At 40.5% G+C, this 23,622-nt stretch carries 33 protein-coding genes; 11 read left to right on the top strand and 22 right to left on the bottom strand.

Translation table 11 applies throughout. The features are described from left to right. Nucleotides 1–107: 107 nt before the first annotated feature. Both NST24_RS10005 and NST24_RS10010 read left to right on the top strand, forming a co-directional pair. Nucleotides 108–806 (top strand): class I SAM-dependent methyltransferase, encoded by a 699-nt coding sequence (locus tag NST24_RS10005; RefSeq protein ID WP_342461720.1) that lies wholly within the window; start codon nucleotides 108–110, stop codon nucleotides 804–806. Between the two features lie 92 nt (nucleotides 807–898). Then, a complete protein-coding gene (locus NST24_RS10010) occupies nucleotides 899–1,174 on the top strand; it encodes a hypothetical protein (RefSeq protein WP_342461721.1) in 276 nt (91 codons plus the stop codon). 49 nt (nucleotides 1,175–1,223) lie between these two features. Here the strand turns inward: NST24_RS10010 and NST24_RS10015 are convergent, their stop codons facing one another. From NST24_RS10015 to NST24_RS10035, 5 genes are all read right to left on the bottom strand, one after another. Then, on the bottom strand, nucleotides 1,224–2,054 hold the full coding sequence (locus tag NST24_RS10015) for a M15 family metallopeptidase (protein WP_017367458.1): 831 nt from the start codon (nucleotides 2,052–2,054) through the stop codon (nucleotides 1,224–1,226). A gap of 68 nt (nucleotides 2,055–2,122) precedes the next feature. Next, nucleotides 2,123–2,818 (bottom strand): purine-nucleoside phosphorylase, encoded by a 696-nt coding sequence (gene deoD / locus NST24_RS10020; protein WP_007500754.1) that lies wholly within the window; start codon nucleotides 2,816–2,818, stop codon nucleotides 2,123–2,125. 110 nt (nucleotides 2,819–2,928) lie between these two features. After that, a complete protein-coding gene (locus tag NST24_RS10025; RefSeq protein ID WP_007500756.1) occupies nucleotides 2,929–3,246 on the bottom strand; it encodes a hypothetical protein in 318 nt (105 codons plus the stop codon). Between the two features lie 54 nt (nucleotides 3,247–3,300). Beyond that, nucleotides 3,301–3,909 (bottom strand): phosphatase PAP2 family protein, encoded by a 609-nt coding sequence (locus NST24_RS10030; protein ID WP_342461722.1) that lies wholly within the window; start codon nucleotides 3,907–3,909, stop codon nucleotides 3,301–3,303. Nucleotides 3,910–3,960: 51 nt separating this feature from the next. Further along, nucleotides 3,961–4,131: a YozD family protein gene (locus tag NST24_RS10035; RefSeq protein ID WP_008346445.1), complete on the bottom strand. Its 171-nt coding sequence runs from the start codon at nucleotides 4,129–4,131 to the stop codon at nucleotides 3,961–3,963. Between the two features lie 119 nt (nucleotides 4,132–4,250). Here NST24_RS10035 and NST24_RS10040 point away from each other — a divergent pair, with 119 nt between their 5' ends. Next, nucleotides 4,251–4,385: a hypothetical protein gene (locus NST24_RS10040; RefSeq protein ID WP_017359686.1), complete on the top strand. Its 135-nt coding sequence runs from the start codon at nucleotides 4,251–4,253 to the stop codon at nucleotides 4,383–4,385. Here the strand turns inward: NST24_RS10040 and NST24_RS10045 are convergent. The 7 genes from NST24_RS10045 to cgeC form a co-directional block, all read right to left on the bottom strand. Then, on the bottom strand, nucleotides 4,382–5,062 hold the full coding sequence (locus tag NST24_RS10045) for a hypothetical protein (RefSeq protein WP_008346441.1): 681 nt from the start codon (nucleotides 5,060–5,062) through the stop codon (nucleotides 4,382–4,384). The genes NST24_RS10040 and NST24_RS10045 overlap by 4 nt on opposite strands. Nucleotides 5,063–5,209: 147 nt before the next feature. Continuing rightward, a complete protein-coding gene (locus tag NST24_RS10050) occupies nucleotides 5,210–5,434 on the bottom strand; it encodes a YozE family protein (RefSeq protein WP_003215834.1) in 225 nt (74 codons plus the stop codon). A 79-nt stretch (nucleotides 5,435–5,513) separates the two neighbouring features. After that, entirely contained in the window at nucleotides 5,514–5,795 is a 282-nt protein-coding gene (locus NST24_RS10055) for a YokU family protein (RefSeq protein WP_024718564.1), read from the bottom strand. 2 nt (nucleotides 5,796–5,797) lie between these two features. Then, on the bottom strand, nucleotides 5,798–7,198 hold the full coding sequence (gene ablA, locus NST24_RS10060; RefSeq protein ID WP_008346434.1) for a lysine 2,3-aminomutase: 1,401 nt from the start codon (nucleotides 7,196–7,198) through the stop codon (nucleotides 5,798–5,800). A gap of 116 nt (nucleotides 7,199–7,314) precedes the next feature. Then, the gene (locus tag NST24_RS10065) at nucleotides 7,315–8,691 is read right to left on the bottom strand and encodes a sigma-54-dependent Fis family transcriptional regulator (RefSeq protein ID WP_024718563.1); all 1,377 of its coding nucleotides are present in this window, start codon (nucleotides 8,689–8,691) and stop codon (nucleotides 7,315–7,317) included. A gap of 157 nt (nucleotides 8,692–8,848) precedes the next feature. Further along, nucleotides 8,849–10,144 (bottom strand): glycosyltransferase family 2 protein, encoded by a 1,296-nt coding sequence (locus tag NST24_RS10070; protein ID WP_342461723.1) that lies wholly within the window; start codon nucleotides 10,142–10,144, stop codon nucleotides 8,849–8,851. 18 nt (nucleotides 10,145–10,162) lie between these two features. Beyond that, nucleotides 10,163–10,483, bottom strand: a complete 321-nt coding sequence (cgeC, locus tag NST24_RS10075) for a spore maturation protein CgeC (protein ID WP_007500768.1) — start codon at nucleotides 10,481–10,483, stop codon at nucleotides 10,163–10,165. A gap of 208 nt (nucleotides 10,484–10,691) precedes the next feature. On the opposite strand from cgeC, the gene NST24_RS10080 reads away from it, so the two are divergent. Together NST24_RS10080 and NST24_RS10085 are read left to right on the top strand one after the other, a co-directional pair. After that, nucleotides 10,692–11,093, top strand: coding sequence for a hypothetical protein (locus NST24_RS10080; protein WP_007500770.1), 402 nt, complete (start codon nucleotides 10,692–10,694; stop codon nucleotides 11,091–11,093). Nucleotides 11,094–11,276: 183 nt separating this feature from the next. Further along, nucleotides 11,277–12,071 carry a DUF3880 domain-containing protein gene (locus NST24_RS10085; protein WP_342461724.1) on the top strand — a complete coding sequence of 265 codons (795 nt, stop codon included), beginning with the start codon at nucleotides 11,277–11,279 and terminating at the stop codon, nucleotides 12,069–12,071. 28 nt (nucleotides 12,072–12,099) lie between these two features. On the opposite strand, the gene NST24_RS10090 is transcribed toward NST24_RS10085, so the two are convergent. Beyond that, nucleotides 12,100–12,822, bottom strand: a complete 723-nt coding sequence (locus tag NST24_RS10090) for an acylneuraminate cytidylyltransferase (protein WP_048002264.1) — start codon at nucleotides 12,820–12,822, stop codon at nucleotides 12,100–12,102. A gap of 254 nt (nucleotides 12,823–13,076) precedes the next feature. Between NST24_RS10090 and NST24_RS10095 the strand changes: the two genes are divergently transcribed. Then, the gene (locus NST24_RS10095; RefSeq protein ID WP_035703287.1) at nucleotides 13,077–14,105 is read left to right on the top strand and encodes an SDR family NAD(P)-dependent oxidoreductase; all 1,029 of its coding nucleotides are present in this window, start codon (nucleotides 13,077–13,079) and stop codon (nucleotides 14,103–14,105) included. A gap of 52 nt (nucleotides 14,106–14,157) precedes the next feature. Here the strand turns inward: NST24_RS10095 and msrB are convergent, their stop codons facing one another. Both msrB and msrA read right to left on the bottom strand, forming a co-directional pair. After that, nucleotides 14,158–14,589 carry a peptide-methionine (R)-S-oxide reductase MsrB gene (msrB, locus tag NST24_RS10100; protein ID WP_007500777.1) on the bottom strand — a complete coding sequence of 144 codons (432 nt, stop codon included), beginning with the start codon at nucleotides 14,587–14,589 and terminating at the stop codon, nucleotides 14,158–14,160. Beyond that, a complete protein-coding gene (gene msrA, locus NST24_RS10105; protein WP_017367464.1) occupies nucleotides 14,589–15,122 on the bottom strand; it encodes a peptide-methionine (S)-S-oxide reductase MsrA in 534 nt (177 codons plus the stop codon). The genes msrB and msrA overlap by 1 nt, the downstream gene beginning before the upstream one ends. Before the next feature lie 138 nt (nucleotides 15,123–15,260). On the opposite strand from msrA, the gene NST24_RS10110 reads away from it, so the two are divergent. From NST24_RS10110 to NST24_RS10120, 3 genes are all read left to right on the top strand, one after another. Continuing rightward, complete coding sequence (locus NST24_RS10110; RefSeq protein WP_007500780.1) at nucleotides 15,261–15,692, top strand: MarR family transcriptional regulator; 432 nt, start codon at nucleotides 15,261–15,263, stop codon at nucleotides 15,690–15,692. A 52-nt stretch (nucleotides 15,693–15,744) separates the two neighbouring features. Beyond that, nucleotides 15,745–16,005 carry a hypothetical protein gene (locus tag NST24_RS10115; RefSeq protein WP_008346413.1) on the top strand — a complete coding sequence of 87 codons (261 nt, stop codon included), beginning with the start codon at nucleotides 15,745–15,747 and terminating at the stop codon, nucleotides 16,003–16,005. A 117-nt stretch (nucleotides 16,006–16,122) separates the two neighbouring features. Then, complete coding sequence (locus NST24_RS10120; protein WP_342461725.1) at nucleotides 16,123–16,791, top strand: DUF4397 domain-containing protein; 669 nt, start codon at nucleotides 16,123–16,125, stop codon at nucleotides 16,789–16,791. Nucleotides 16,792–16,979: 188 nt separating this feature from the next. Here the strand turns inward: NST24_RS10120 and ypmT are convergent, their stop codons facing one another. The 7 genes from ypmT to ilvA form a co-directional block, all read right to left on the bottom strand. Further along, nucleotides 16,980–17,177, bottom strand: coding sequence for a protein YpmT (ypmT, locus tag NST24_RS10125; RefSeq protein WP_008346409.1), 198 nt, complete (start codon nucleotides 17,175–17,177; stop codon nucleotides 16,980–16,982). 24 nt (nucleotides 17,178–17,201) lie between these two features. After that, nucleotides 17,202–17,768: a YpmS family protein gene (locus tag NST24_RS10130; protein ID WP_007500787.1), complete on the bottom strand. Its 567-nt coding sequence runs from the start codon at nucleotides 17,766–17,768 to the stop codon at nucleotides 17,202–17,204. Between the two features lie 9 nt (nucleotides 17,769–17,777). Further along, on the bottom strand, nucleotides 17,778–18,539 hold the full coding sequence (locus NST24_RS10135; RefSeq protein ID WP_017359696.1) for an SGNH/GDSL hydrolase family protein: 762 nt from the start codon (nucleotides 18,537–18,539) through the stop codon (nucleotides 17,778–17,780). A 69-nt stretch (nucleotides 18,540–18,608) separates the two neighbouring features. Then, nucleotides 18,609–19,199: a cytochrome c oxidase assembly protein gene (locus NST24_RS10140; RefSeq protein WP_007500791.1), complete on the bottom strand. Its 591-nt coding sequence runs from the start codon at nucleotides 19,197–19,199 to the stop codon at nucleotides 18,609–18,611. Nucleotides 19,200–19,221: 22 nt separating this feature from the next. Then, on the bottom strand, nucleotides 19,222–20,064 hold the full coding sequence (locus NST24_RS10145; protein WP_342461726.1) for a DegV family protein: 843 nt from the start codon (nucleotides 20,062–20,064) through the stop codon (nucleotides 19,222–19,224). A gap of 187 nt (nucleotides 20,065–20,251) precedes the next feature. Further along, the gene (locus tag NST24_RS10150) at nucleotides 20,252–20,503 is read right to left on the bottom strand and encodes a YpmP family protein (protein ID WP_008346400.1); all 252 of its coding nucleotides are present in this window, start codon (nucleotides 20,501–20,503) and stop codon (nucleotides 20,252–20,254) included. 36 nt (nucleotides 20,504–20,539) lie between these two features. Continuing rightward, complete coding sequence (gene ilvA, locus NST24_RS10155) at nucleotides 20,540–21,808, bottom strand: threonine ammonia-lyase IlvA (protein ID WP_047946671.1); 1,269 nt, start codon at nucleotides 21,806–21,808, stop codon at nucleotides 20,540–20,542. A gap of 180 nt (nucleotides 21,809–21,988) precedes the next feature. Between ilvA and NST24_RS10160 the strand changes: the two genes are divergently transcribed. Next, nucleotides 21,989–22,957 (top strand): sigma 54-interacting transcriptional regulator, encoded by a 969-nt coding sequence (locus NST24_RS10160; RefSeq protein ID WP_342461727.1) that lies wholly within the window; start codon nucleotides 21,989–21,991, stop codon nucleotides 22,955–22,957. Between the two features lie 13 nt (nucleotides 22,958–22,970). Then, complete coding sequence (locus tag NST24_RS10165; protein WP_025207512.1) at nucleotides 22,971–23,606, top strand: hemolysin III family protein; 636 nt, start codon at nucleotides 22,971–22,973, stop codon at nucleotides 23,604–23,606. The last annotated feature ends 16 nt before the right edge of the window (nucleotides 23,607–23,622 follow it).

Below are 23,622 nucleotides of genomic sequence, written 5' to 3' on the forward strand. Positions count from 1 at the left end.
CTTCATCCGTCAACCAAAGGATCAAACTTCTATTTGAAAAGATAAGCCATTTAGCCCTGCAATGCATAATCTTTAGAGAGAAACATGATAAAGAAAGAAGGGATTCCATGAGTGACTATGTAGAAATGCTTGCCTATTTTGGTGTATCAGGTGCCCATCCTGGTGGAATTGAGCTAACTAAAACGATGATTGAGCATCTCAACCTGGCGTCTGACGATCGTATACTGGATGTTGGATGCGGCACAGGTCAAACAGCAGCCTATTTAGGACATTTAGGTTATGAAGTAGAGGCGATTGATACACACCCTTTGATGATTGAAAAAGCCAATCTGCGATTCGAGCGGGAACAACTACCTTTCCGTGCACAGCAAGCATCGATTGAACACCTGCCATTTGCAGATGACTCGTTCTCTCTACTGATCAGTGAATCTGTTTTAAGCTTCACCCATTTACCTGCTGCGATTGCTGAGATAAAACGGGTGCTTGCTCCTGGAAAACAATTGATCGCAAATGAGCCTGTGTTAAAAGTGCCGCTTTCCTCAGAAGAACAGGCAGCCATTCGGGAGTTTTATGGGTTTCACTCCCTCTTTTCATTTTCTGAATGGAAAAAACAGTTAGCGTCCGCAGGATTCCGTGACATTCAGATTCTCTCATTCGATGAGCACATGGTGCAGGAGGAGCCGACCGAAATGGAATTATCAGATCAAATACCACCTTCTCTTTATGATACATTGCAGACACACTATGACCTAATTCAAACACACCGAGAACATCTGAGTCACCTTGTATTTGAATGTACAGTATAAAATGAGCGAATCTCCTATATGTTTTGTCCAAACTCTATGAAGTCTTTCGCATAGGATAAGAGTGAAAAGAGTTTGTCATAAGGAGGAAAAACATGGAGCGCTACTACAAACTTTGTCAGCAGCATATGGGGAAAGTAGCTAGAATTACTGATCGTCATGGCAGAGTACATGTTGGACGTATTGAGCGGGTGACAAACCGCAAAGTTTATATCCGACCAGTCGGCGGGTCCCGCGGGGGCTTAGGATTTGGCTATTACGGAGGTTATTACGGAGGTTATTACGGAGGTTATTATGGCTGGGGTCCAGCTTATGGCATTGGACTCGGTTTTATTACCGGCTTCGCATTAGCAGGTTTGCTCTTTTTTTAAAACGGCGTATAAAAGAAGGCCTCCCAGCTTCGGGAGGCCTTTTATTTGTTTATATTTTCTTCACTTTGTTCATGTACTCTTCGAATGTTAAATCATGATCATGCATCGCTTTTGCAGCTTCTTTCCCTACATAGCGCAGGTGCCACGGCTCATATTCATATTTCGTGATGTCTTCTTTCCCTTTTGGATAACGGATGATAAAGCCATATTTGTAAGCATTTTTGGCTACCCATTTACCATCAGGTGTTTCACCAAATTTTTCAGAGATTTCAAAGCCGGCACTTTTTGAGGAAATATCCATAGCTAGACCTGTTTGATGTTCACTTTCGCCTGGTAAGGCTACGGCTTCTTGGGCTTTTTCTTTCCCTTTTAGTTTCACTTCACTATCAAAAATGACTTTTTGACGATCATAGGAACGATAGCCAGATACTGCAGCAAGCTCAAAGTTTTCCTTTTTAGCACCTTTGAATAACTTCGCAAGTGCCTCCGCTGCTTCTTTTCGAATATATCGTTTTTCAATATCCTCTGAAAAAGAGAATTCCACTTTTGGTACAACGAGATCAGAAGGTTTATAGGTTCCTGGCAGTGCATATTCTTTGTTCACTAAAGCAAGCACATTTTCAGGGTTTTGAATGGTCTTCAGTCCGCTCACTACCTTGATGTCATTGAAATATTCACTCTTTAACGTCAGCTCTTGATTAGATGAATCTGCCGTATCGTTTGAGTTTTGCTGGGGTGATGAACTTGCTGCGTTCTTTTGTTCGTTTGTTTTGTTAGATTCAGTGGTACCGCTTTTCTGATCCAGCAACTGGCAGCCTGATAATGCGGCCGTCAAACCAAGAATCGATGCGATTGAGAGTATTTTATAGCTTTTCTTCATGACATACCTTCCTTTTGCTCTACTAAAAAAATAAAGATGCGCTACATCGTAGCACACCCATTATACTATTATAAAACAGAATCTAGTGCAATTAAGATCATTTCGTCAAATGTCGTTTGACGCTCTTCAGCAGTTGTTTCTTCTCCTGTTAGCACATGATCACTCACTGTCAGAATCGACAACGCTTTTCTGCCAAATTTTGCAGCAAGCGTATAAAGAGCCGTTGTCTCCATTTCGATCGCTAGAATTCCATATTGGTCCATCAGCTCAAGTGGTTTTTCATTATAAAATTGGTCTGCTGTAAATACATTCCCAACACGCACAGCTACATTTTTCGCTTCTGCTGTGTCGTAGGCTTTTTTCAGTAAACCAAAATCAGCACATGGTGCGTAATCAATCGGTCCAAATGCCACACGGTTCATTTGAGAATCTGTTGATGATGTTTGAGCTAAGATGACGTCACGTACATTGACATCTTTTTTGATCGCTCCGCAAGAACCGACACGGATTAAGTTTTGAACATCATAGCTTTGGATCAGCTCATTCACATAGATCGAAATAGACGGTACGCCCATTCCAGTACCTTGTACAGAAATGCGTTTTCCTTTATATGTTCCAGTATAACCATACATGCCGCGCACTTCGTTATAGCACACAACATCTTCTAAATATGTATCTGCAATATATTTCGCACGAAGCGGATCGCCTGGCAGCAATACCGTTTCTGCAATTTGTCCTTTTTCTGCTCCAATATGTACACTCATTGTTTAGCCTCCACTTACGTTTAACATGTGTTTAGTCCCATTTATTATAAACGATTGAGATCAAAAAAGAAAATACCAGCTGAAAGTAAAGCTGGCATCGTCGTTTATATTTAACTCATCGTCATTAGGCGTTCACTGCGTTTCCATCCTGCCGGAAAGAGCTGGTAGTAGCACTTCCCTTTTTTCTGGTCATCAATCACAACGATATCCCCTGTTGTGATAAACCGTGCATTGTAATCATTAGGGACTGTATCTTGTACATTAAATGTCGAGAATGCTTTTTCCAGTACATCAAGGTGTGTCCTGCCGCCAATCTTTGTCCGGTATACAGGTTGATGTCCGCTTTCTGCACCATATTCAGGTGTTTGATAAATGGTTAAGTGATAAGCTGAAGGTTTCTTTTGAAAAAATCTCAACGTCAATTGCATTCAAATCCCTCCCCTTTTATATAAAATTGGCTGGGATCTATAAATTTCCTTCTTCTATTTTTGTCGAATGACGGACAATTTTTCGTCAATCTTTTTACATATGAGAAATAAAGCTAGTCCTATCGCAAAGCCCCCTGCTACATCAGTGACATAATGAACACCGATATACATCCTGCTGATGCCGATCACCAGCACACAACATCCTGTCACCATGTAGACTGCTTTTTGTCTCTTTTTCAGCCACGGAAACATTTCAATTAATAGATAGGCGATAAATGGATAGATCGTTGCTGCATTCATAGAATGACCGCTTGGAAAGCTGTAATAGGTCTCATTCACTAGATGATCAAAGGCTGGACGCTCTCTAGCAAACAGTCCTTTCAGTTCATGATTGACCGTTTTTTCTGCTATATATAGTAGAAAAAGCAGCATAATAGAGTGGTAGCGTTTATACATAAACAGCACCACGCTAAAGATGAGCATGATTGGGACAAGCAGCGCACTGATACCAAAGTCAGTCAAAGTCAGCATGACATCATTTAAAAAAGGAAGTCTGATGTTTTCAAACGATAAGATGATCTGGTTGTCCAACTCCTGGAACATGCCAGACACCATAAGCGCTGCGATGGCGCCAAACAAAAGGAAAAAAATGATGACATACACGCGAAACAATTCCCCTCCCTTTCTACTCAGAATCTCTTCAAAGTATAGTGCCTACCGCGCCTCTTCTTCAACTATCATTGCTTTCCTCAGCATATATTCAAATGTAATATCGGCAAGCTCAAACGTTTCCAGCTCAGATGGTATGTACCCTCTTTTGACCAGCTCCGTGTAGAAGAATTCTGCAATTTCCTCTGTATCAATCACCAAATCTGCTTCTTTCATTGCTTTCCGCCTCCTTTTTTATGATGTATGAACGCTGCCTTATTTTTATTACAGTTTGTCATAATGGCTCATTCCATACATATAAATGCAGTAAACGAAAAGAAAAGGGGCATGAGGCAATGAAATGGTTAAGCATTTTAGATGGACATACTTTTGATCAGGTGATGGGCCGTATCTTGAGGGGATGGTTTTATGTGATTGCTTTTTTCTGTGTTCCTTACTTTTTATTCGTGTTAGGACAAGTCTTCTTTTAACCAAAATGCTCGTTTAAACTTTCCAAAATAAAGTCCATCATATCCTTATATTCTGGGTCTTTGAAAAATTCATAGAGAATTTTATAATCATTGTAAATATCAAGAAGCTCATCCACTATAGATACAGCGAGAAATTCTAGTGATGCTTCGCTTTCTTGTTTCTCTTCTAACTGTAATAGAGCGGTTTGCACCATATCTTCCTCTATTTCTTTTGAGGTTTCTCCAACGTAATGCACAAAAAGAAGCTGATGAACAAACTGATCCATCTCATATTTCCTTAGGACAAGCGTCAAGTCTTCTTCTTCTGTTTCCAGCCATTCTCCGTCTTTTAACCTTGTCAGTTCATAAATGACATCTTCCCAGCCATCTTCAAGGTAGCGCCATATCTCAGTCCGATGGCCAATGATTTTAAATAGCTCTTTCCCGTAATCCTTTACATATACAACATCGCCAATGAGGAACTCATATTCAATGTCCAGCTTTTCTGTATCTACAATCACCCCGTCGTACTCATCGTAAAGCTGAAGTGATGTTTCAAAATAAAGCACCTCATTATGATTGACCTCATATAGATAATGTTGGTCAATTTGATGGACTTTTGTTATCGTTCCAACTGTGCCGTACATGACAACGACGACAATATCCCCTACTTTATATTTTGGTGCTTTCGCCTTCATTCTGTCTCCCCCTTGCCCGACTTTTGGTCTTAACGTATCGTATGCCGGCGCAAGGAATTCTGCATGGGCAACCACACCATGCAAAACGCCATTTTATTTCTTCATGAAAAAACCGCTTCTTCCATACGGAACAAGCGGTTGTGTGTGTTATTTTTTTTTGACTTCTACTTCGTATTGCTCAAAAGCCTCATCAAATGTCGTCATGGAGCTTAAATAGTCCCCATTTAACTCTAAATAGGCACATAGCTCATGATAATCAGTGGATGCTTTAGGAAAGCTGTGATCTTCATAAGCAGCATTTGCAAAATGACTGATTTCATCCTTCGGTTTTGGATGTCTGTACTTCATTAAATAATGGTAAAACGACTTCACCTGTTTTTCCCTCCGCGACACTCTATTTTGTTGTTATATTATACAGGAATTTGATGACTTGTATAGGCGGAGGTACAACTTATGAAGAAAAATCAAAGTAATTACGCTTTAATAACCGCTCCATGCTCATTAATTCTTCATATGAGATTTTTTCTGGAAGTTTTGTTTGATCGACTAAAATTAATTGATCTTCTATCTCTTTTACTGTCTCATCCTTCTGATACGTCATCCCGCAATGCGTGCAAGAAATCGAAGGCGTTTCCAAAATCTCAATCGATTGTGTGCCCGTGATGAGTTCCCAATAGACTGTGGTCTGTCCTGCGTTCGCTTTCTTCTCCTCACACCAATCACATGTCAGCAACGTTATTTCTCCTCCTTTACGGTTTGTTCTTTTTTGAGCTGGGCTTGATATTTCTTCTCTTTTAATTCATCTCGTTTTTCACGTTTGTTTTTGAGCGTATCATGTTCAGGATTCGTTTCATAAGACTCTCTTCGTTTCATTCGGCTTAAATTTTCAGGCGTAAAGGATCTTGCTTCATCCTCAAATAGTGCTGTTATGCCAATGGCGGGTTCTTTCTTTTCTTCATAGATTTCATTAAAATACGCATCTGCTTGGCCTGCGACGTAATGTTCCGGCTCTGGATAAGAGGTGATCACACCTTCAAAGTTACGCAGGACCACTTTCTCTGGGCTTTGAGATAATAAATAATTTGGCTGTAAGGTGATCTTACCTCCTCCGCCTGGTGCATCTACAACAAAGCTTGGCACAGCATAACCACTCGTATGTCCTCTTAAGCCTTCAATGATTTCAAGGCCTTTTGAAACCGGTGTTCTAAAGTGGCCGATCCCCTCAGATAAATCACATTGATAAATATAATAAGGTCTGACGCGAATCATGACGAGATCATGCATCAGCTTCTTCATAATTGGAACACTGTCGTTAATTCCTGCTAGGATCACTGCCTGATTACCAACAGGCACGCCAGCATTGACAAGTCGCTCACACGCTTCTTTCGCTTCTTTTGTGATTTCAATGCTTGTATTAAAGTGAGTGTTCAGCCAAACCGGATGATATTTTTTTAAAATCTCACACAATTCATCTGTAATTCGCTGCGGAAACACGACCGGTGCACGTGTTCCAATTCGAATGATTTCAACGTGAGGAATGTCTCGTAAGTTTTTCAAAATGTATTCAAGCACTTGATCATTAATTAACAGCCCGTCACCGCCTGAAATTAACACATCCCGCACTTCAGGGGTTTCTCTAATATATCCAATGGCGGCATCTAATTGCTTTTTCGGCACGCCCATCCCAATCTGACCGGAAAAACGCCTTCTCGTACAATAGCGGCAGTACATGGAGCACTGATTTGTGACAAGAAACAGCACACGATCTGGGTAGCGGTGCGTTAAACCTGGAACAGGTGAATCCTCATCTTCATGGAGCGGATCTTCGAGGTCATATTTTGTTTTATGAAGCTCCTCTGCAATCGGTACAGACTGCATACGAATTGGGCATCTTGGATCGTCTGGATTCATCAGTGAGGCATAGTAGGGTGTTATGTTGAGTGGAATGGTTTTCGTAGAAATCTTCACCCCTTCTTTTTCCTCTTCTGTTAAGTTCACGACTTTTTCTAAATCTTCAAGCGTTTTGACCGTATGCGTCAGCTGCCAAATCCAGTCGTTCCACTTTTCCTCGGGTACGTCCTTCCAAAGTTCAATGTCCTTCCAATGTCGCGCAGGTTGATACAGTTTTTGATTCATATCCATTCCCCCTATCAGCATTCACTTTATACTATGCAAGTTATGTGCCAACATGGGAAAATGCCCCTATTCTTTACAAAAGGAGCTTTTCCGTCACATTCACATGTTTGAAGTGCCTACTTTTCGGCATCTGTATATTTTTTTAGTTTATACTGCAATGTTTGTCGAGGAATTTTTAAAGCGGCTGCCGTTTGCTTAATATTCCCTGCGTGCTGTCTTAAAGCTTCTTGAATCAGCGTTTGTTCAAATGACGTCACTTGACTTTTTAATGAGGACTCTGGCGGATGACTTTCTATCTGATGCGTCCGCAAATGGGCAGGGAGATATGCTGGGGTGATTTCTTCTGCTTCCTTTGGCATCATCAAGACGGCATGCTCGATCGTATGTTTTAATTCTCTGACATTCCCTGGCCACTGATGGGCCATAAATACTTGAACGGTTTCTTCAGAAAGGCGGTTGACGTTTTTAGAAAATTGCTGATGATACGTTTGAATAAAGTGGCGGGATAACAGCTGGATATCATGCTTCCTTGTGCGAAGCGGCGGGATATGAAATGATGACACATGCAGTCTATAAAATAAGTCTTCTCTTAACATTTGTTTTTTAACGGCTTCAAATGGGTCGATATTGAGGGCAGTAATCACTCTGACATTTACTTGAACCGCCTTTGCATCACCTATCCGGCGGACAACACCATCCTCTAACACACGCAGTAATTTTGTTTGAAGCGTAAGCGGCATCGCTTGCAGCTCATCAAGAAAAAGCGTACCGCCATCTGCTAACTCAAACAGCCCCTTGCGATCTATTGCGCCCGTATAACTTCCTTTGACAGACCCGAATAAAAGACTTTCAAGCAGCGATTCTGGAAGAGCAGCGCAGTTTTGCGGGATAAAGACTTGATCTTTCCGATCAGATGCATGAACAATCGCTTGTACGAGTACCTCTTTTCCTGTCCCAGTTTCCCCGAAGACCATAACCGATGAAGGATATGCAGCAGCTTTTTTCGCTTTCTCCAGCATCTCTTTTAAGTGTGGATCATTTGTTAAAAATGAAGAAAAATCGAGCATTTGAGTGGTTTCTGCGGCACCATCCGTTCGTTTTTTTTGATCTAAACGATTCGAAAGCGCCGACAGCTTCGACACATCCTTCGCTACTTCTACCGCCCCAATTAACTTGCTGCCTTCCATAATGGGCAGTGTGGTGTTGACAGTCTCAATTTTTTCTCCATTTTTATTCAAATAGGTTTGCAACGAATGATAAATGGGTTTTCCTGTTCTAAGTACATGCATGAGTGTACTTGTCTTTTCAGTTAATGAAGGATACACATCCAGTATGTACTTGCCAATCACCTCTTCTTTCGCTAAACAGTCGAACTTCGCTGCATTATGATTATAAAAGATGGTGACCCCTTGATCGTCTACAACGTGAATCGCTTCATCGATGGCTTCTAAAATTAATTCAAACCAATCCGCTCTTTCGACAACCTTCCCCACTATTTCCCCCTCACTTTCTATGCCGAAAATCCGGCACAGTATTGCCCAATTTTCAGCGGTTTGATGATATTCAACGTGTTCCCCTATCCTTTTCACGTTTCGCTTTTTCCTTTCGATCTCCTGCTTTTTTCGTCAATTCTAAAAAAAAGCACCCCTCTTATGAGGAGTGCTTTCGTCCTGACATCTGATAAAGAGACAAGTCAAATTCCTGAAGAGACTCCATATACAGCGGCACAATTGGCTTTCCTTCTTGAAAAAATGCAAATTGAGAAGGTTGTAGTTTGATTGGCTGATGGTAAAACGCAAATATTTTCACTACCTCAGGGACAATTCGGCAAAAGGTATCATGCACAAATAAATAGACATCTTGTTTCCATTTAAACAGCCGTCTATTTGGTGGGCTGAATATAGGAGATACTTGAATGATCTTGCCATCCTCAAACGTCTCCAGCTGCTGTTTTGTGACCGTGTATATCTCCTTTTGATGAAACTGAAAATATTGCACATCACGTTTTGAATCAAACCGTCTTTTTGTCTGATGTTCAATATAATAAAATGTTCTGCCGTTATCTGCGGTGACGACTGTATAATTTGGGACTGTCAGCGGCTCGTTCATTTCATATTTCATCGCACATAACGAGGGAACACGAATCGCACGCCTGTTCTTTTCATTCACCCAGCGCCTGTCAATGCGATGAAGATATCCGCTAGCGATTTGATAATAAGCGCCTTCTCTTTCAATCACAGCTCCGTCAATTAAATCGTAGGGCATACTCGCAAACATATGATGGAATGATTGTGGCGTTTTATATGTGGTATCAAGTACTTCTTTTAATGGAAAGAACGCAGCAAAATGATTCAGTCTCATCCAAAACACAGAGTCAGCATGATGCCAATGTTTTGGTTCGTCGGCCCAGTATTGTCCGTATTTTTCATGAATAAGCGGAAGCAGCCGGCTTCTATGCATAACAGAGCAATGGTCGACTTGAAAGGATGCATGCTCCAACACTTGATCTGCTTCTCGAACGAAGCTCGCCGTTTCCACCAAATGCTGATTCACATGCACGACACGCTGCGAGGAATAGACGATATCTATGTGAGGCTTCGATTGAAAAACCTCGACCATTTTCTCTAAACGATCTTTTCTGTAGACTGTATCATCAGTTACATAACAAACCAGCTCACCTGTTATACGTGTTAATGCTTCATTAATTAGCGTTGCATAACGTACAGTCTTCAGCCGGTTTGCAGGATGAATTTGATGAGAATACAATTGAATGCGCTTATCCACTAAATAAGGCTGCATCTTTTGGATCGTTTCTTGTTCAGAGCCATCATCCATGATCAAAAGCTCCCAATGCTGATACGTTTGTTCTACCACACTCTTTAGCACACGTTCAATGAAATCAGGTTTGTTGTAGCTTGTTAATATCACTGATACTTTCATGACCATTATCCTTTTTTAAATAGATTAAAAAGCCCCCCAGCTGACAATGTTCACATAAGGAACACTTACTCTTAGTTGATTTGTCGCATTTTTAAAGACTGCTACTGAGTCAAACAATTGTACGACAACCACGTTTTGCAGCACATCTCCATTGACTAAATGAACACGCGGCAGCGGAATGCCGAGCTCAAGCCACGGGCGCAGCAATTCTTTAATCTCTGACGCACTCCCTTCCTCACTTTCCTCTAAAAGATGAAGAAGAAGTATAATCAACACAACTTCAAGTATTCCTTCTGTTTCTAGTAATTCTTCGTTCCAGCCATTTAATAGTTGTTCAAATTCCATTCAGATTCCCTCTTTCTTCTCGTTTGATCTTTACTAGAGTATGAGGATCACTTCATTTAGCATCAGCATTTGAAAACATTTTTCAAAAATGTGTGAAGTCATTAAATGAAAAAAAGAACAAGGAATGAGCATTCTGCTTATACCAAAAAAAGAGAACGGCATATACATAGTGGTGTGTTTGAATGGATGAAGAAAGGATGGGGAAAACATGAGCGAAAAGCGTGCCGAATTAAAAAAAGAGCTATTAAAGCTGTTTTTCAAACCGCTTAGTCATGCGTTAACAGTTAATCTCGAAGAAGGAGGAGTTCAAGTGGAAGAAAAATTGAACGATTTATTTAGTGAGGTAGCTGCTGAAGCATCACCTTCAGATTCTGCTACAACACTCGACGTATCTCAACCAGCAAGATGGATTTTCGCAAGACTTGCACCTGGAACAGTCATTAGCATTGTCATGGACTCAGGTGACTTAATCGGACCCGTTCAATTCGTATCATTCGATGCTTCAACAGGTGTTGTTTTCGTCACACAAGAAAGCTCTGTGACACCTACAGGCTCTGCAACGACTCTATTAGATGTAGATAAAGTAGAAAGTGTTACGTTCACATCTTAATGTGAGAGGGCCATCATGAAGCTTCTTTATATCAGCTCTGGCTACGGTGGAATCTATCGGATGTTCGATCAATGGATAGAAGATAGCTTCATTGATTCCCCCTTTTCATGCGTCAAGGTGGATAGGGAAACTCTACCCGCTCATATGCACAAAATCCGGACATTTTCTCCGGATTTTGTTTTCATGATGATCGGTGATCATATTCCAACAGAACTGCTTCATCAATTCAAACAAGAAAAGATCCCCGTTGTACTGTGGATGACAGAAGACCCTTTTTATATAGATGTGTCAGCTGCATGTGCAAGTGATGCACAGCTGATCTTAACGATTGACGAAGGTGCTTTGTCATTTTACAAACAACTAGGCGCTAATCACACGCACTACTTTCCCATTCCGACCAATACACACGTATTTCAGAAAAAAGAATCACCACATGAGTCGTGCATCTATGACATTGCACTCATTGGCTACCCTTATCCAAACCGCATTAAAGCCATCGATACACTCTTACATCAAAACAAATGGCGCATTCTCGTAGCAGGAAAAGAGTGGCATCGCATGTTGAATAAATCACGCAGACGATATCGTGATCTCTCACTGATGACCCACTGGCTGAGTCCCGAGCAGATGGCAAACATCTATCAAACATCAGCCATTGTTCTGAATCCGCACAGGCCCGCGCAATTTGCCTATAATCAAAACAAAGCCAATGTTCAAAATATGAGCCTCAACAACAGAGCATTTGATATCGCTGCAAGCGGAGGCTTTCAGTTGACAGATCTACAACCGTCACAGGCATTTTCAAGCTTCGCTTTTTACACACATGAAAACGATTTGATTAAGCAGGTCGAGCACTATGTAACAAACCCTCAACAAAGACAATCGGTTGCAGAGAACAATTACGAGCAAGTCGTTCGCTGGAACACATTTGATACGCTGCCTTACAGACTTTATGAAATAGTCAAAAGCGCCCTATGACCGGGCGCTTTTTCTAATTGCCATCATCTTATGCCGTTCCTTCTGCATCTTGTCGAGCCAATAAAATCTTCTCTGCCTTTTTCCGATCTTCCTCACTTTTCACAACAAGCGATTGCGCATGATCCATCATATATGCACCAACAGATCCTTCTAAAAAGGAATGAATGCATTCTTTTGCATATGGAACATGAAACGCATAGACAGCTCCATTTAAACGTCCATACGTATAAGGGTGCTCCTGAGTTGGTACAAAAAAATAATGATTGTCCTTATACAGGCTGGCTTCATTGGTGTCATGAAGTGTCCAAGTTTCATTTGGATTTTCTAACGCCTCTGTAAAAGAAGCCGCACAATCATATCCCCCCTCTACTAGAAGCTGTAAGCAGTTCTCAATATCTGCCGTCTGCCTTAGTGGTGATGATGGATGCAAATACAAAACAATATCAAACGTCTTTCCCTCACGTTCTAAATAAGCAAGTGCATGCTTCACAGCTACTAAAGAAGGTGTTTGTTCCGTCACATGTGTGCTTGGCAGTTCAATCACATTTGCTCCATAGTGGGACGAAATGATTTGAGTATTCACATCCTCTGAAGATACGATGACTTCATCTAATTCAATCATTTGTAATAATGGCTGAATGGTCCAATAGATCAGCGGCCGCTCCGCCAATACGCGAATGTGTTCAGCATGATGTCCCTGCTTGCTGCTAAAAGCTGGTATCATAGCTAAAATACGATTTCCCCTATACATGTATGATCTTCTCCCCTCGCGCAGCTCAGTATCAGAGAATAAATTCTGAGAGCTGAACTGATCACCGTACTGAAGTTCTTCAGGTGCCTCGCTATTCTACTTAATCTTCTATCTCTACATATTCTATTAAGTCGTCAAGCAGATGGTTATAATTGGTTCACCTAATTTATGCATGAAGTGGTTCTTTTCCTCAAACGTCTTCCACTCTTTCACATATGATGCAAAGTAGAGAAATGAGAGTTGGGGGATTAGATATGTCCAAACAAATAGAAACGAGTTTGAAGACCTTTTTTCGTGACAAAATCATCTTGGTCACAGGCGGTACGGGTTCGATTGGCCGGCAGATTGTGAAAAAATTAACAGCCTGCTCTCCTAAAAAGGTCATTGTCTTCAGTAAAGATGACAGTAAACAATACATGATGAAAAATGAATATGCGGCAAATCCAGAGGTTGTATTTGCACTTGGAGATGTGAGGGATGCAAGCCGCGTCAGGCAGCTTGTCAAAGGAGTAGATATCATCTTCCATGCAGCTGCGCTCAAACAAGTACCCACCTGCGAAGATAATCCGTTTGAAGCTGTCCAAACCAACATCATCGGCGGACAACATGTCATCGAAGCAGCACTTGAACATGAAGTGAGTCATGTTGTCAACATTTCAACCGACAAAGCGGTTTCTCCGACAAATGCCATGGGAGCTACAAAATTAATTTCAGAAAAATTGTTTTTTCAAGCGAATGAAAGTATTTCAAATCAGAAAACGAGGTTTTGCTCTGTCCGGTTTGGCAATGTGCTTGGATCAAGGGGTTCCGTCATCCCCATCATGCTTCAACAGTTGTTAAATGAACAACCTCTAACTGTAACTGATCCTAAGATGACACGCTTTTTTATGTCTATCGAAGAAGCTGTATCTCTCACGCTTGAAGCAGCTATCATGATGAAAGGCGGCGAAACATTCATCCTCAAGATGGAGTCATTACAGCTGGCTGATCTATTGAAAGCATTTCATGAATATGCCGGTCAGATCAACGTTCCTTCTCCTGATATTCTTGTTGTCGGAAAAAGACCTGGAGAAAAACTTCACGAGGAACTCACATTCCCTCACGAGGCAGATGCACTATTTGAACATGAACAATTTTATGCCATTTTACCAAGACCACATCTTCACCCTCATTTTCAAAAAGTCCATTTGACCCATTACACATCAAACGAAGCACCGCTCATTACAAAAGAGAAACTGTTTCACATCATTGAACAATTACATCATACCCATCATAAAAAATAAAAAAATCGTCACACGGAAGCAGCTGACTTCCATGTGACGATTTTTAAATCAATTATTGAAAGATGTGTTTCAAATGACCATAGCCTTCTTTTTCAAGATCATCCTTCGGGATAAACTTTAAAGCGGCAGAATTAATACAATACCGAAGACCGTTTGGCCCTGGGCCGTCAGGGAATACATGACCAAGGTGAGAGTCGGCCGTCTTGCTGCGAACTTCAGTCCGCACCATGCCATGGCTCGTATCTACTTTCTCTTCTACCTCTTGATCTTCAATCGGTTTTGTAAAACTTGGCCAGCCGCAATGGGCATCAAATTTATCTAAAGAAGAAAACAATGGTTTGCCTGAAATGATATCTACATATATGCCCTCTTCCTTATGATCCCAAAATTCATTTTGAAATGGCGGCTCAGTGCCATTATTTTGCGTCACTTCGTACTGCATTCGGTTTAATTCTTTGATGCGCTGCTCTTTTTCGTTAGCCATTATTTATCACTCCAATGAGATTGAATAAAACCTGCTCTGCCCGAACCGACATGGTATCGTTCGTAGTGCATTTTGTTCTTTTTATAATAATGCTGATGATATTCCTCAGCAGGATAAAAAGGACCAGCCTCTAAAATTTCTGTCACGATTGGCTTTTGGAAAATTCCGCTTTGGCTCAGCTGCTCTTTTGATGTTTCTGCAAGTTGCCTTTGTTTTTCATTGTGGACATAAATCCCTGTACGGTAGGACTCTCCTCTATCACCAAATTGTCCTCCATCATCTGTTGGGTCTATTTGCTGCCAATATAGTTCTAATAGCTTCTCATACGGAAAAACGTCTGGATCAAAGGTAATTTGAACGGCTTCTCTATGGCCTGTTGTATTTGTACATACTTCCTCATAGGTTGGATTCACTGTATGTCCGCCAGTATACCCTGATTCAACTTTGATAATGCCTGGCTGTTCATCAAAAGGTTTAACCATACACCAGAAACAGCCTCCAGCAAATGTGGCTAATTCTTGTTTTTCAGACATATTAGTGCCCCCTTCATTTAAAAAATGGTATCATCATATTATAACATGATAAAAAATAATGAAAATGATACGACTTGTATACCTAAAAACAAATGAAAGCATTCTGTCGTATCTTAAAATATAATGGGGGTTTAATGATTGGAACAAAGAAAACAAATGATGTATGAAATGGATACTTTACTGAGAACCGTATTTAAGCAAATACGTTATGAAATTAACAGCTTGCTTGAAAACGAATTATCTCGGAATGAATTTCTCATTTTAAATCTGCTGCGTGAACAAGGCGCAAAAAAAGTAACGGAATTCGCCTCAATTCTCGGTGTATCAGCAAGCCATATTACAGCTGTAACCGACACACTTGTAGAAAAAGGCTGGATCACTCGTATCCGTTCAAAAGAGGATCGACGCATCATCAAAATCCACTTAACCGATAAGGGTAAGGAAATTACTGAGCATTTTGAGAAAAAGAAAACAGAATACTTCATGGAACGATTTGAATCATTTGATGATGAAGAACTGAAAACGATGATCAAGTTATTTAAAAAGCTGGATAAAAGTCAAAAGGATTAAGCATAGATTTTAGCGTGGAGGACATGCTACGGATAAAAAGGTGGAATGAACCATGACAAGTCCATATCTTTGTCCGAACTGCAAAACCAACAGAACGCGTTTTAACCTCATCGAGCAGCATTCAGAACCTGTGAAACTTGATCCAGCAACTGGAGCTATTGTCGAAACATATGAAGGAGATCAGCTTTCTCCTTTTCACATGAACTATCAAGGACCGAAAATCAAAGTCCAGTGCGGCGTTTGCGGATTAATTGAGGATGAAAAAACGTTCATTAAGCTGGCTGAATATCATCAATATTCATCTCCTTCTTAATACGAGAGCCTGACACTTTTTGTCAGGCTTTTTTCTATGTTTCTTTTGCCTATACAGATCGTCCCTTTCTTGCATACGCTACAAAAAACACATTGTAGAGAAAGAAGGGATAAAGACGTGCAGCAGCTCTACGAGATGAATCAATTTCTATATCGTCCATTAGCTACCTTTCCCCCATACCATCCGAGAAACACCATTTCCAAAGCTGTTATTCGATTATTTCACGCTGCACCGGATTTAAGTGAGCTTGCTGTATTGGTAAATCAGCAGCCAATCCAAAAAAAGCTGCCATACGGTCAGCTGTCTGCTTATATGGAATGGGATGAGGGTGTTTATGAGATAGAAGTATTCAAGCTGGCTACAAAAGAAAGAATTCTTTCTTCTCGTATGATGATTAATGGAAACGAGACTTACACGCTATGTATCACAGGAGCTCATACCGGCTTTGCGCTGCTCACAGAAAAGCAAGACTCGCTGATTAAGCAAGATGAGCTATCAGCACTCACGTTTATCCAGCTGTCACCAGACCTCCCTTTCATTGATATATATGAACGAGATCAAGGCATGTTATCAAAGGAGCTCGGATATGTAAACGGCACCCAAACCCACCACTTCTCTCCGAATAAGTATCACTTTGAATTAAAAGCTGCCGGTACTCAAAGTGTACTGCTAGATATTCCGAAAGTTCACCTGCAAACAAAGCGGGCCTATCTTATTTTACTTCATGGATTTGCAAACGGAGAGCCAGAGCTAATGGCAAAAGTCGTCTTGTCTCACCAAATGTAAAAAGAGCCTTTCCAAATGGAAAAGGCTCTTAGCGTGTAGACAAACCCTCGCATTCGGTGTCAGTCCTGCGTGCCGGTGCTCACGAATGTCACATTCACTCTGCGCCGGTACTCGTCCTTCCTAGAATGCAAAGGTTTTCTATTCCGCTGAAAAGAAGACAAATAGCCTTTCCAAATGGAAAAGGCTATTTACGAGACATCTTCAGCTTTTTCTTGTTTTTGAAAATCAAAAGCAAGAATCATGGTACCTAAAAATAATGCACAATAGGCGATATTTAAGTAAAACTGGTCGATATTTTCTGCTTTTAAATGAGAGGCAGCTGTCATGCCAAAGTATGCAGCAAATAAGAGCGACAGTAAACTAAAATATTGATAGACTCGCTTCATAGTTTCACTCCTGACTTACACGTTCTATTGCTTTGGATGATAATATGAGAATTCAATTTCATCATTCTCAAGATCAATTTTGTTCGCTTTGACATACATATCATTCGTCAGCGGCATTTCTGAAAGGCGCACTTCCACCGTTTTTTGGTCTGGTTTCACATGAACGAAATCAGGCAGTTCATAGAATTGACCCATGTAGCTTAAAACAAAACTGATTGGGATGCTTAATTGTCCAATTGAAAAGTCATCTACTTTCAGCAGAACATCCCCGTTATCTTCAACAGTTGGTGTAAATGATACATTTGCATTAATCGTTGAAGAAAAAGCTTTGATTGCACCTGTTACTTTCACATCTTGGTCAATCGCAACATGAAAGTCGGGCATATCGCTTGATCCTTGGTTTTTTAAATAATCATTGACAAAGCTGGTGAGCGATTCTTTTGAACTAGAAATGTTAAAAGCATACTCGCTGTTCACTTCTTTTTTCGAAGCGGATTGATCGCTCGGCAGCAGCATAAAAATACCGCATACAAGAACAATCAATAGATTAATTGACAGTAAAATAAAAAATAAACTCTTCCATTTTTTCATCTTTTCACCCTATTCCTTCGGCAGTCCTTCTTTTTTCACTTCTGAGAATAAACGATTTGCCATAAGAGAGTACCCCTTTTGGTTTGGGTGGAAATCATCATCTGCCAGTAATTTTTCATCTTTATCATCTTCAAATAAATCTGCTACATCGATCATATCAGCATTGCCGTCTTTTTTTAGTTCTTTTTCGGCAGCAGCATTCCAGTCTTTGACGACCTCATCAATATCTCTCAGCTCAGACAAGCTGAATTTAAAAGGATTGTACATACTGACATACATGATCTTTGCATGGTCATTATGCTCTCTTAATTGAGCAAGAATGGTCTTAAAACGCTCTTCAAAAGGACCTTGCTCTTTTTGAAAAGGAGCAAATGTCAAGTTGAGCACATTTTGACGGACGACATGCATTAAGTCATTTCCGCCGATCGTAAAGAAAATATAATCAGCGTCTTTCAGTCCATCCTGCACTTTTTTTTCTTTTAATCTTTTTAATAAATCTACCGTTCTACTGCCTTTAATGGCATAGTTTTTTAATGTAACAGACTGTACACCGTCCACCGCTTCTATCTTGTCACGGGTGATGCCGGCATACCCTTTTTTATTTTGATCTCCGATTCCTTCTGTTAAGGAATCTCCAACCGCTGCGATCGTAATATGTTCTTTTACGTTTTGTGTGTCTTCTAGTTTATCCTTTATGCCAGCCTCTTGCGCGGAACATGCAGAAAGAACAAAAGCTAGAGACATCACAATCAAAATCAAACGAGCCTTCAAACGATGATGTCCCTCCTTTTTCTGATTAAAAAAGTGTATCATGTTTTCGCTCATTTGAACATCCTTATGCTAGCTTCGATTCAGTGTTTTGATGTCCTTGATGATTTCATCATATGGCGTATTTTGAACACCATCATAGTTTTTCATCACTTTTCCTTCTTGATCAACGAGGAAAAACAGAGATTGGTGTATCACTTGGTCTTCGTCTTCAGGTTTTTTCACAATCGTCTTAAAGCTTTTCATTGCAAATTTTTCAATCGCTGACTGCGAGTAACCAGTGAGAAAATCCCAATTTTTAAAGGATAATGGATATGCTTTTGCAAATTCCTTTAGCTTTTTCGGTGAATCCACCTCTGGGTCGACGCTAAATGAAATGATGTGCGCATCCAATTTTTCTTCTTTTAACCGTTTTTGTAACTCTGTCATATGTGCGGTCATCGGCGGGCAAATCGTTTCACAGCTTGTGAAAATAAAATCTGCCACCCAGACTTTCCCCTTTAAATCGTCGAGCGACACCTTTTGACCATCCTGGTTTTGATACTCAAACGGCTGGATTTGATAATTTAACGCATCCTTGATTTGTCCATTTGAACATGAGACTAAAAGAAGCACGCTTATGATCGTAAGCGCACCAAATAAGGCTCCCCTTTTTGTATACATGACAATTACATCCCCTTTTCAATCAATCGGTATAAAAAGTAAAGCCTATAGCGCCCTTACCAGTATGACAGGAAATAATCGGTGTTGTATAAGCGATGTCAACTAGTGCATCAGGTGTGTGATCAAGCAGTGCTGCTTTAAGCTTTTCTGCAAGTTCTAATGCGTCTGCATGTGCAATCCCAATGGCCTGAACGGTTTTCCCTTTCACCGCCTGTACATACTGTTTTGTCAAAAAGCGGACAAGAGCGGAGTAACTTCTCACATTCGCTTCTGGTGTGTATATGCCGTCTGTTAAGCTGGCAATTGGTTTAATATGAAGAAGTGAACCGATCAGCGCCTTTCCTCTTCCAATTCGTCCACCTTTCACGAGATTTTCTAATGTATCGATTGTGACAAATAGCTTTGTTTTAAGACGAATTTTGTCCATTTCTTTGAGGATGTCATCACGGCTTGCCCCTTTTTTTGCAAGCTCTGCTGCTTTGGTGACTTGAAACCCTAAACCATAGGAAATAAAATTCGAATCGATGACAGTGATATGTCCGTCTACCATTTTAGAAGCGCTTTCAGCAGTTTGAACCGTACCACTCATCCCACCAGTTAAATGGATACTAATGACTTCGCTTCCATCTGCCGTCAGTTTTTCATATAATTCGACGAATTGACCGATGGCAGGTTGAGACGTTTTCGGCAGTTCCTCAGCGGCCTCCATTTTTTCAATAAATTCATCTGGCTGTATGTTCACTCGGTCAATATAATCAACCCCAGAAATGGAGATATTGAGCGGAATGACATGAATGGAAAGATCATTGATTTTTTCTTGCGGAAGGTCCACGGTTGAATCTGTTACAATTTTAATTTGTTTCACTATCGTCTCATCCTTGCTGTCTTAGTCTTTACATATGATATTACCTTATTTCGTGCATACTTGAAAACAACTGTCAGAACGTTTTTGAAATTGTCACATTTTCTTCTTTTCATGTAAAAAATCCTTGCCAAGATGAGTAGCCCCCATTTGAAAATGGCCGCTCACTCTCTTTGGCAAAGATTCCAATTTACGCATTGTGTTTTAGTGTAGGCTCTTGATAGATCTGTTCATATGTGCTCCACTTGACGTTACGTTTCACATCCTCCCTGAAAGAGTACACATGCCTCTTTCCCTTAGATACATAGACTTTTTTCAAGAAAGCTTCAAGTCTAAAGGTGAGCATGAAACCATAGGATTCATCCCCCTTTAAAACAGGGACTTCTGTTACCTTGATCTGAGCTCCATCCATCCGTCTAAAACATATTGTTTTGAGCAGCACAAACGATCAATCCTCTTTTCCAATTATCTGTTAAGCCTAAATAAATAGGTGGAATAAATCTTGATCTTTATTCACTTCAACATAGTGGAAGCCTTTTTTATTCATTCGGTCAATCAGCGCTGCATAGTCATCTCTTTCTTTCAATTCGATCCCAACAAGCGCAGGTCCTTTGCTTCGGTTATTCTTTTTCGTATATTCAAAGCGTGAGATATCATCATTTGGCCCTAACACTTCATCTAAAAATTCCCTGAGAGCACCTGCTCTTTGCGGAAAATTAACGATGAAATAATGCTGGAGTCCTTCATAAATCATGGAGCGTTCTTTGATTTCTTGCATTCGGCCAATGTCATTATTGCCTCCGCTGACAATACAAACGACATTTTTCCCTTTAATCTCCTCACGATGTGCATCTAAAGCCGCGATCGGTAACGCACCCGCTGGCTCAGCTACAATTGCACATTGATTATACAGCTCTAAAATGGTTGTACATACTTTTCCTTCTGGTACAAGACTAATCTTATCGACAACAGACTGAAGCGACGTAAACGTCTTTTCGCCAATCCGCTGAACCGCTGCTCCATCTACAAACTTATCTATTGAATCAAGTGTGACAACCTCCCCTTTCTCGTGGGAAGCATGCAGTGAAGCTGCGCCAAGCGGTTCGACTGCAATAATTTCGGTTTCTGGTGAGATATTTTTGATATATGTACCTACACCAGATAACAGACCTCCGCCTCCGACACTTGCAAATAAAAAGTGAGGTTCCACTTCGATATCATTTAATATTTCTACAGCAGTTGTTCCTTGTCCTGCCATGACATCTAAATCATCAAACGGATGGATAAATTCCCGCTTTTCCTTATCTCCGCATTTGACTGCTTCATGATACGAATCATCAAAGGTATCTCCGGTTAAGATAATGTCAACATATTCTTTTCCGAAAAGCTCCACTTGAGATACTTTTTGCCTTGGTGTGGTAGCAGGCATAAAGATTTTCCCGTGGATACCTAAATATTTGCAAGAATAGGCAACGCCTTGTGCGTGATTTCCTGCACTGGCACAAACAATGCCGTTTTCTAGTTTTTCTTTTGGCAACTGGCTCATTTTATTAAAAGCGCCTCTTAATTTAAAAGAACGAACAACTTGCAGGTCCTCTCTTTTTAAGTAGACATTACATTCATATCGTTCAGAAAGTCGCTCATTTTTTTGAAGTGGTGTATGAATCACTACATCCTTCAAATTTTGATGGGCTTTTAAGATGTCTTTCACTTGAATTAGCGTGTTTTCTTTGAGCAACGGTTTCATGTACAAGATCCTTTCTCTTTAACCTTATTTAATTTGTCATTATAACATGAATATTCAAAAAATAAACCAATAGATCATGGATCGGAGATAAATTTCATGAACTTTTTCGTTTTTCTATACATTTGTTCTAATTGGGTGTTATAATAAAACCAATTAGAACCAAAAGAAAGGAATCACTCGATGACCACACATCCGTTTGCTTCTATATATGGAGAACACCAAGATATAAAACACGCCATTCATTTGGCAAAACAATTCACGAAAAACGATCAGCCTGTGTTGATCACAGGTGAAATTGGAACAGGCAAATCACGCTTTGCACAAGAAATGGCCCATTCATTTGCTGCGCAGGCTTCGATGAAATATATCTATTGCCCCATTGTAGATGAAGTGACTTTGCAGGAAGCATTTACTCATGCGGCAAATCATGTGCTTTATTTAGACGAAGTCAGCGCATTTAGTATTCCTATGCAGCATCAGGTCATTCGTTTTCTCGAAGATTCTCCTGCAACAAAAATCATTGCTTCTTCGTCTTTATCATTAGAGGCGATGAGCGTTTCGTCCAGTTTTTTACCTGAGCTGTTTTATCGGCTCAATGTGCTTCATATCCCTCTCCCGCCTTTAGAAGATCGAAAAACAGATATTCCTATTTTAACCGCTGCTTTCTTTCAAGAACTGAACATGACGCCTGACATCGACTCAAGTGTGTGGGAAGTCTTACAGCAATATTCGTTTGAAGGGAATGTCCAGGAGCTCAAAAATATCGTTCATTATGCAGCCGCGATTCTCGAAGGGCAAACAGTTTTCTTGCATCACTTGCCACCTTTTGTATTATTACCTCAACAAACAGCTGGTAAAGGAAAAAAAGAAGAACACCAGCTAACGCTTATGGAGAAACAAGAATTTGTTTTCTTACTCGAAGCCATTAAGTCTCTAAATGAAAAAGGAGAAGCAGCCAGCAGACGTATCTTGTCTGAGTTAAGCAAACAAGGCGACATCCCACTGACCCCTCAGCAAGTCAGGAGTCGATTAGATGATCTTGAGAAAAAAGCCTATGTGACAAAAGGGAAAGGCAGAGCTGGAACGAAGATTACACTTGAAGGTCTCTCATTTCTGAAGTCGCTTGATGGTTATATACCGGTTCAATAAAGGAGGACATCCATTGTTTACTGTAAAAGAAGAAATTGCCAACGCGATTACACATGGCATTGGCGTCATTTTATCCATTCCCGCCATTGTTTTTCTCGTTTTATTCGCTGTTCAATACGGCACTGTCACTGACATTATTAGCTTTTCGATATTTGGCGCGTCGATGCTGCTGCTTTATTTAAGCTCTACTTTGCTTCATAGCATTCGGCACAAAAAAACAAAAGATATATTTGAAATCCTTGACCACTCTGCGATTTATGTATTGATTGCTGGTACATATACGCCATTTTTGCTTGGCCCATTAAAAGGCGCACTTGGCTATACTCTTCTTGCAATTGTATGGGCGCTTGCTGCAGGCGGTATCGTTTTTAAAATCTTTTTCGTCAAACGGTTTATCATTGTATCCACCCTTGTTTATTTATTAATGGGCTGGATGATTATCATCGCAATTAAACCTCTGTACATTCAATTAACAGGAGCTGGATTCAGCCTCTTACTATTAGGCGGTATTTTGTATTCAGTCGGAACGATCTTTTATATTTGGCGGAAAATTCCCTATCATCATGCGATTTGGCACAGCTTTGTTCTCGGCGGAAGTGCATCCATGTTCTTCTGCATTCTATTTTATTGCGTCAACATCCCAGCATGATCAAAAAACCAGCATC

Origin of the sequence: Bacillus sp. FSL R5-0286 (genome assembly GCF_038593245.1) — a bacterium.
Lineage (GTDB): Bacteria > Bacillota > Bacilli > Bacillales > Bacillaceae > Bacillus > Bacillus altitudinis.

What these genes read in the sequence shown, in the direction of transcription:
- NST24_RS10025 (WP_007500756.1), bottom strand. Translation starts at nt 3,246, where the DNA reads ATGCAATTGACGTTGAGATTTTTTCAAAAGAAACCTTCAGCTTATCAC.
- NST24_RS10015 (WP_017367458.1), bottom strand. Translation starts at nt 2,054, where the DNA reads ATGAAGAAAAGCTATAAAATACTCTCAATCGCATCGATTCTTGGTTTG.
- NST24_RS10040 (WP_017359686.1), top strand. Translation starts at nt 4,251, where the DNA reads ATGAAATGGTTAAGCATTTTAGATGGACATACTTTTGATCAGGTGATG.
- ypmT (WP_008346409.1), bottom strand. Translation starts at nt 17,177, where the DNA reads ATGAAGCGAGTCTATCAATATTTTAGTTTACTGTCGCTCTTATTTGCT.
- NST24_RS10160 (WP_342461727.1), top strand. Translation starts at nt 21,989, where the DNA reads ATGACCACACATCCGTTTGCTTCTATATATGGAGAACACCAAGATATA.
- ablA (WP_008346434.1), bottom strand. Translation starts at nt 7,198, where the DNA reads ATGAATCAAAAACTGTATCAACCTGCGCGACATTGGAAGGACATTGAA.
- NST24_RS10005 (WP_342461720.1), top strand. Translation starts at nt 108, where the DNA reads ATGAGTGACTATGTAGAAATGCTTGCCTATTTTGGTGTATCAGGTGCC.
- NST24_RS10035 (WP_008346445.1), bottom strand. Translation starts at nt 4,131, where the DNA reads ATGAAAGAAGCAGATTTGGTGATTGATACAGAGGAAATTGCAGAATTC.
- NST24_RS10070 (WP_342461723.1), bottom strand. Translation starts at nt 10,144, where the DNA reads ATGGTCATGAAAGTATCAGTGATATTAACAAGCTACAACAAACCTGAT.
- NST24_RS10095 (WP_035703287.1), top strand. Translation starts at nt 13,077, where the DNA reads ATGTCCAAACAAATAGAAACGAGTTTGAAGACCTTTTTTCGTGACAAA.
- msrB (WP_007500777.1), bottom strand. Translation starts at nt 14,589, where the DNA reads ATGGCTAACGAAAAAGAGCAGCGCATCAAAGAATTAAACCGAATGCAG.
- ilvA (WP_047946671.1), bottom strand. Translation starts at nt 21,808, where the DNA reads ATGAAACCGTTGCTCAAAGAAAACACGCTAATTCAAGTGAAAGACATC.
- NST24_RS10115 (WP_008346413.1), top strand. Translation starts at nt 15,745, where the DNA reads ATGACAAGTCCATATCTTTGTCCGAACTGCAAAACCAACAGAACGCGT.
- cgeC (WP_007500768.1), bottom strand. Translation starts at nt 10,483, where the DNA reads ATGGAATTTGAACAACTATTAAATGGCTGGAACGAAGAATTACTAGAA.
- NST24_RS10140 (WP_007500791.1), bottom strand. Translation starts at nt 19,199, where the DNA reads ATGTATACAAAAAGGGGAGCCTTATTTGGTGCGCTTACGATCATAAGC.
- NST24_RS10080 (WP_007500770.1), top strand. Translation starts at nt 10,692, where the DNA reads ATGAGCGAAAAGCGTGCCGAATTAAAAAAAGAGCTATTAAAGCTGTTT.
- deoD (WP_007500754.1), bottom strand. Translation starts at nt 2,818, where the DNA reads ATGAGTGTACATATTGGAGCAGAAAAAGGACAAATTGCAGAAACGGTA.
- msrA (WP_017367464.1), bottom strand. Translation starts at nt 15,122, where the DNA reads ATGTCTGAAAAACAAGAATTAGCCACATTTGCTGGAGGCTGTTTCTGG.
- NST24_RS10010 (WP_342461721.1), top strand. Translation starts at nt 899, where the DNA reads ATGGAGCGCTACTACAAACTTTGTCAGCAGCATATGGGGAAAGTAGCT.
- NST24_RS10090 (WP_048002264.1), bottom strand. Translation starts at nt 12,822, where the DNA reads ATGTATAGGGGAAATCGTATTTTAGCTATGATACCAGCTTTTAGCAGC.
- NST24_RS10045 (WP_008346441.1), bottom strand. Translation starts at nt 5,062, where the DNA reads ATGAAGGCGAAAGCACCAAAATATAAAGTAGGGGATATTGTCGTCGTT.
- NST24_RS10130 (WP_007500787.1), bottom strand. Translation starts at nt 17,768, where the DNA reads ATGAAAAAATGGAAGAGTTTATTTTTTATTTTACTGTCAATTAATCTA.
- NST24_RS10085 (WP_342461724.1), top strand. Translation starts at nt 11,277, where the DNA reads ATGATGATCGGTGATCATATTCCAACAGAACTGCTTCATCAATTCAAA.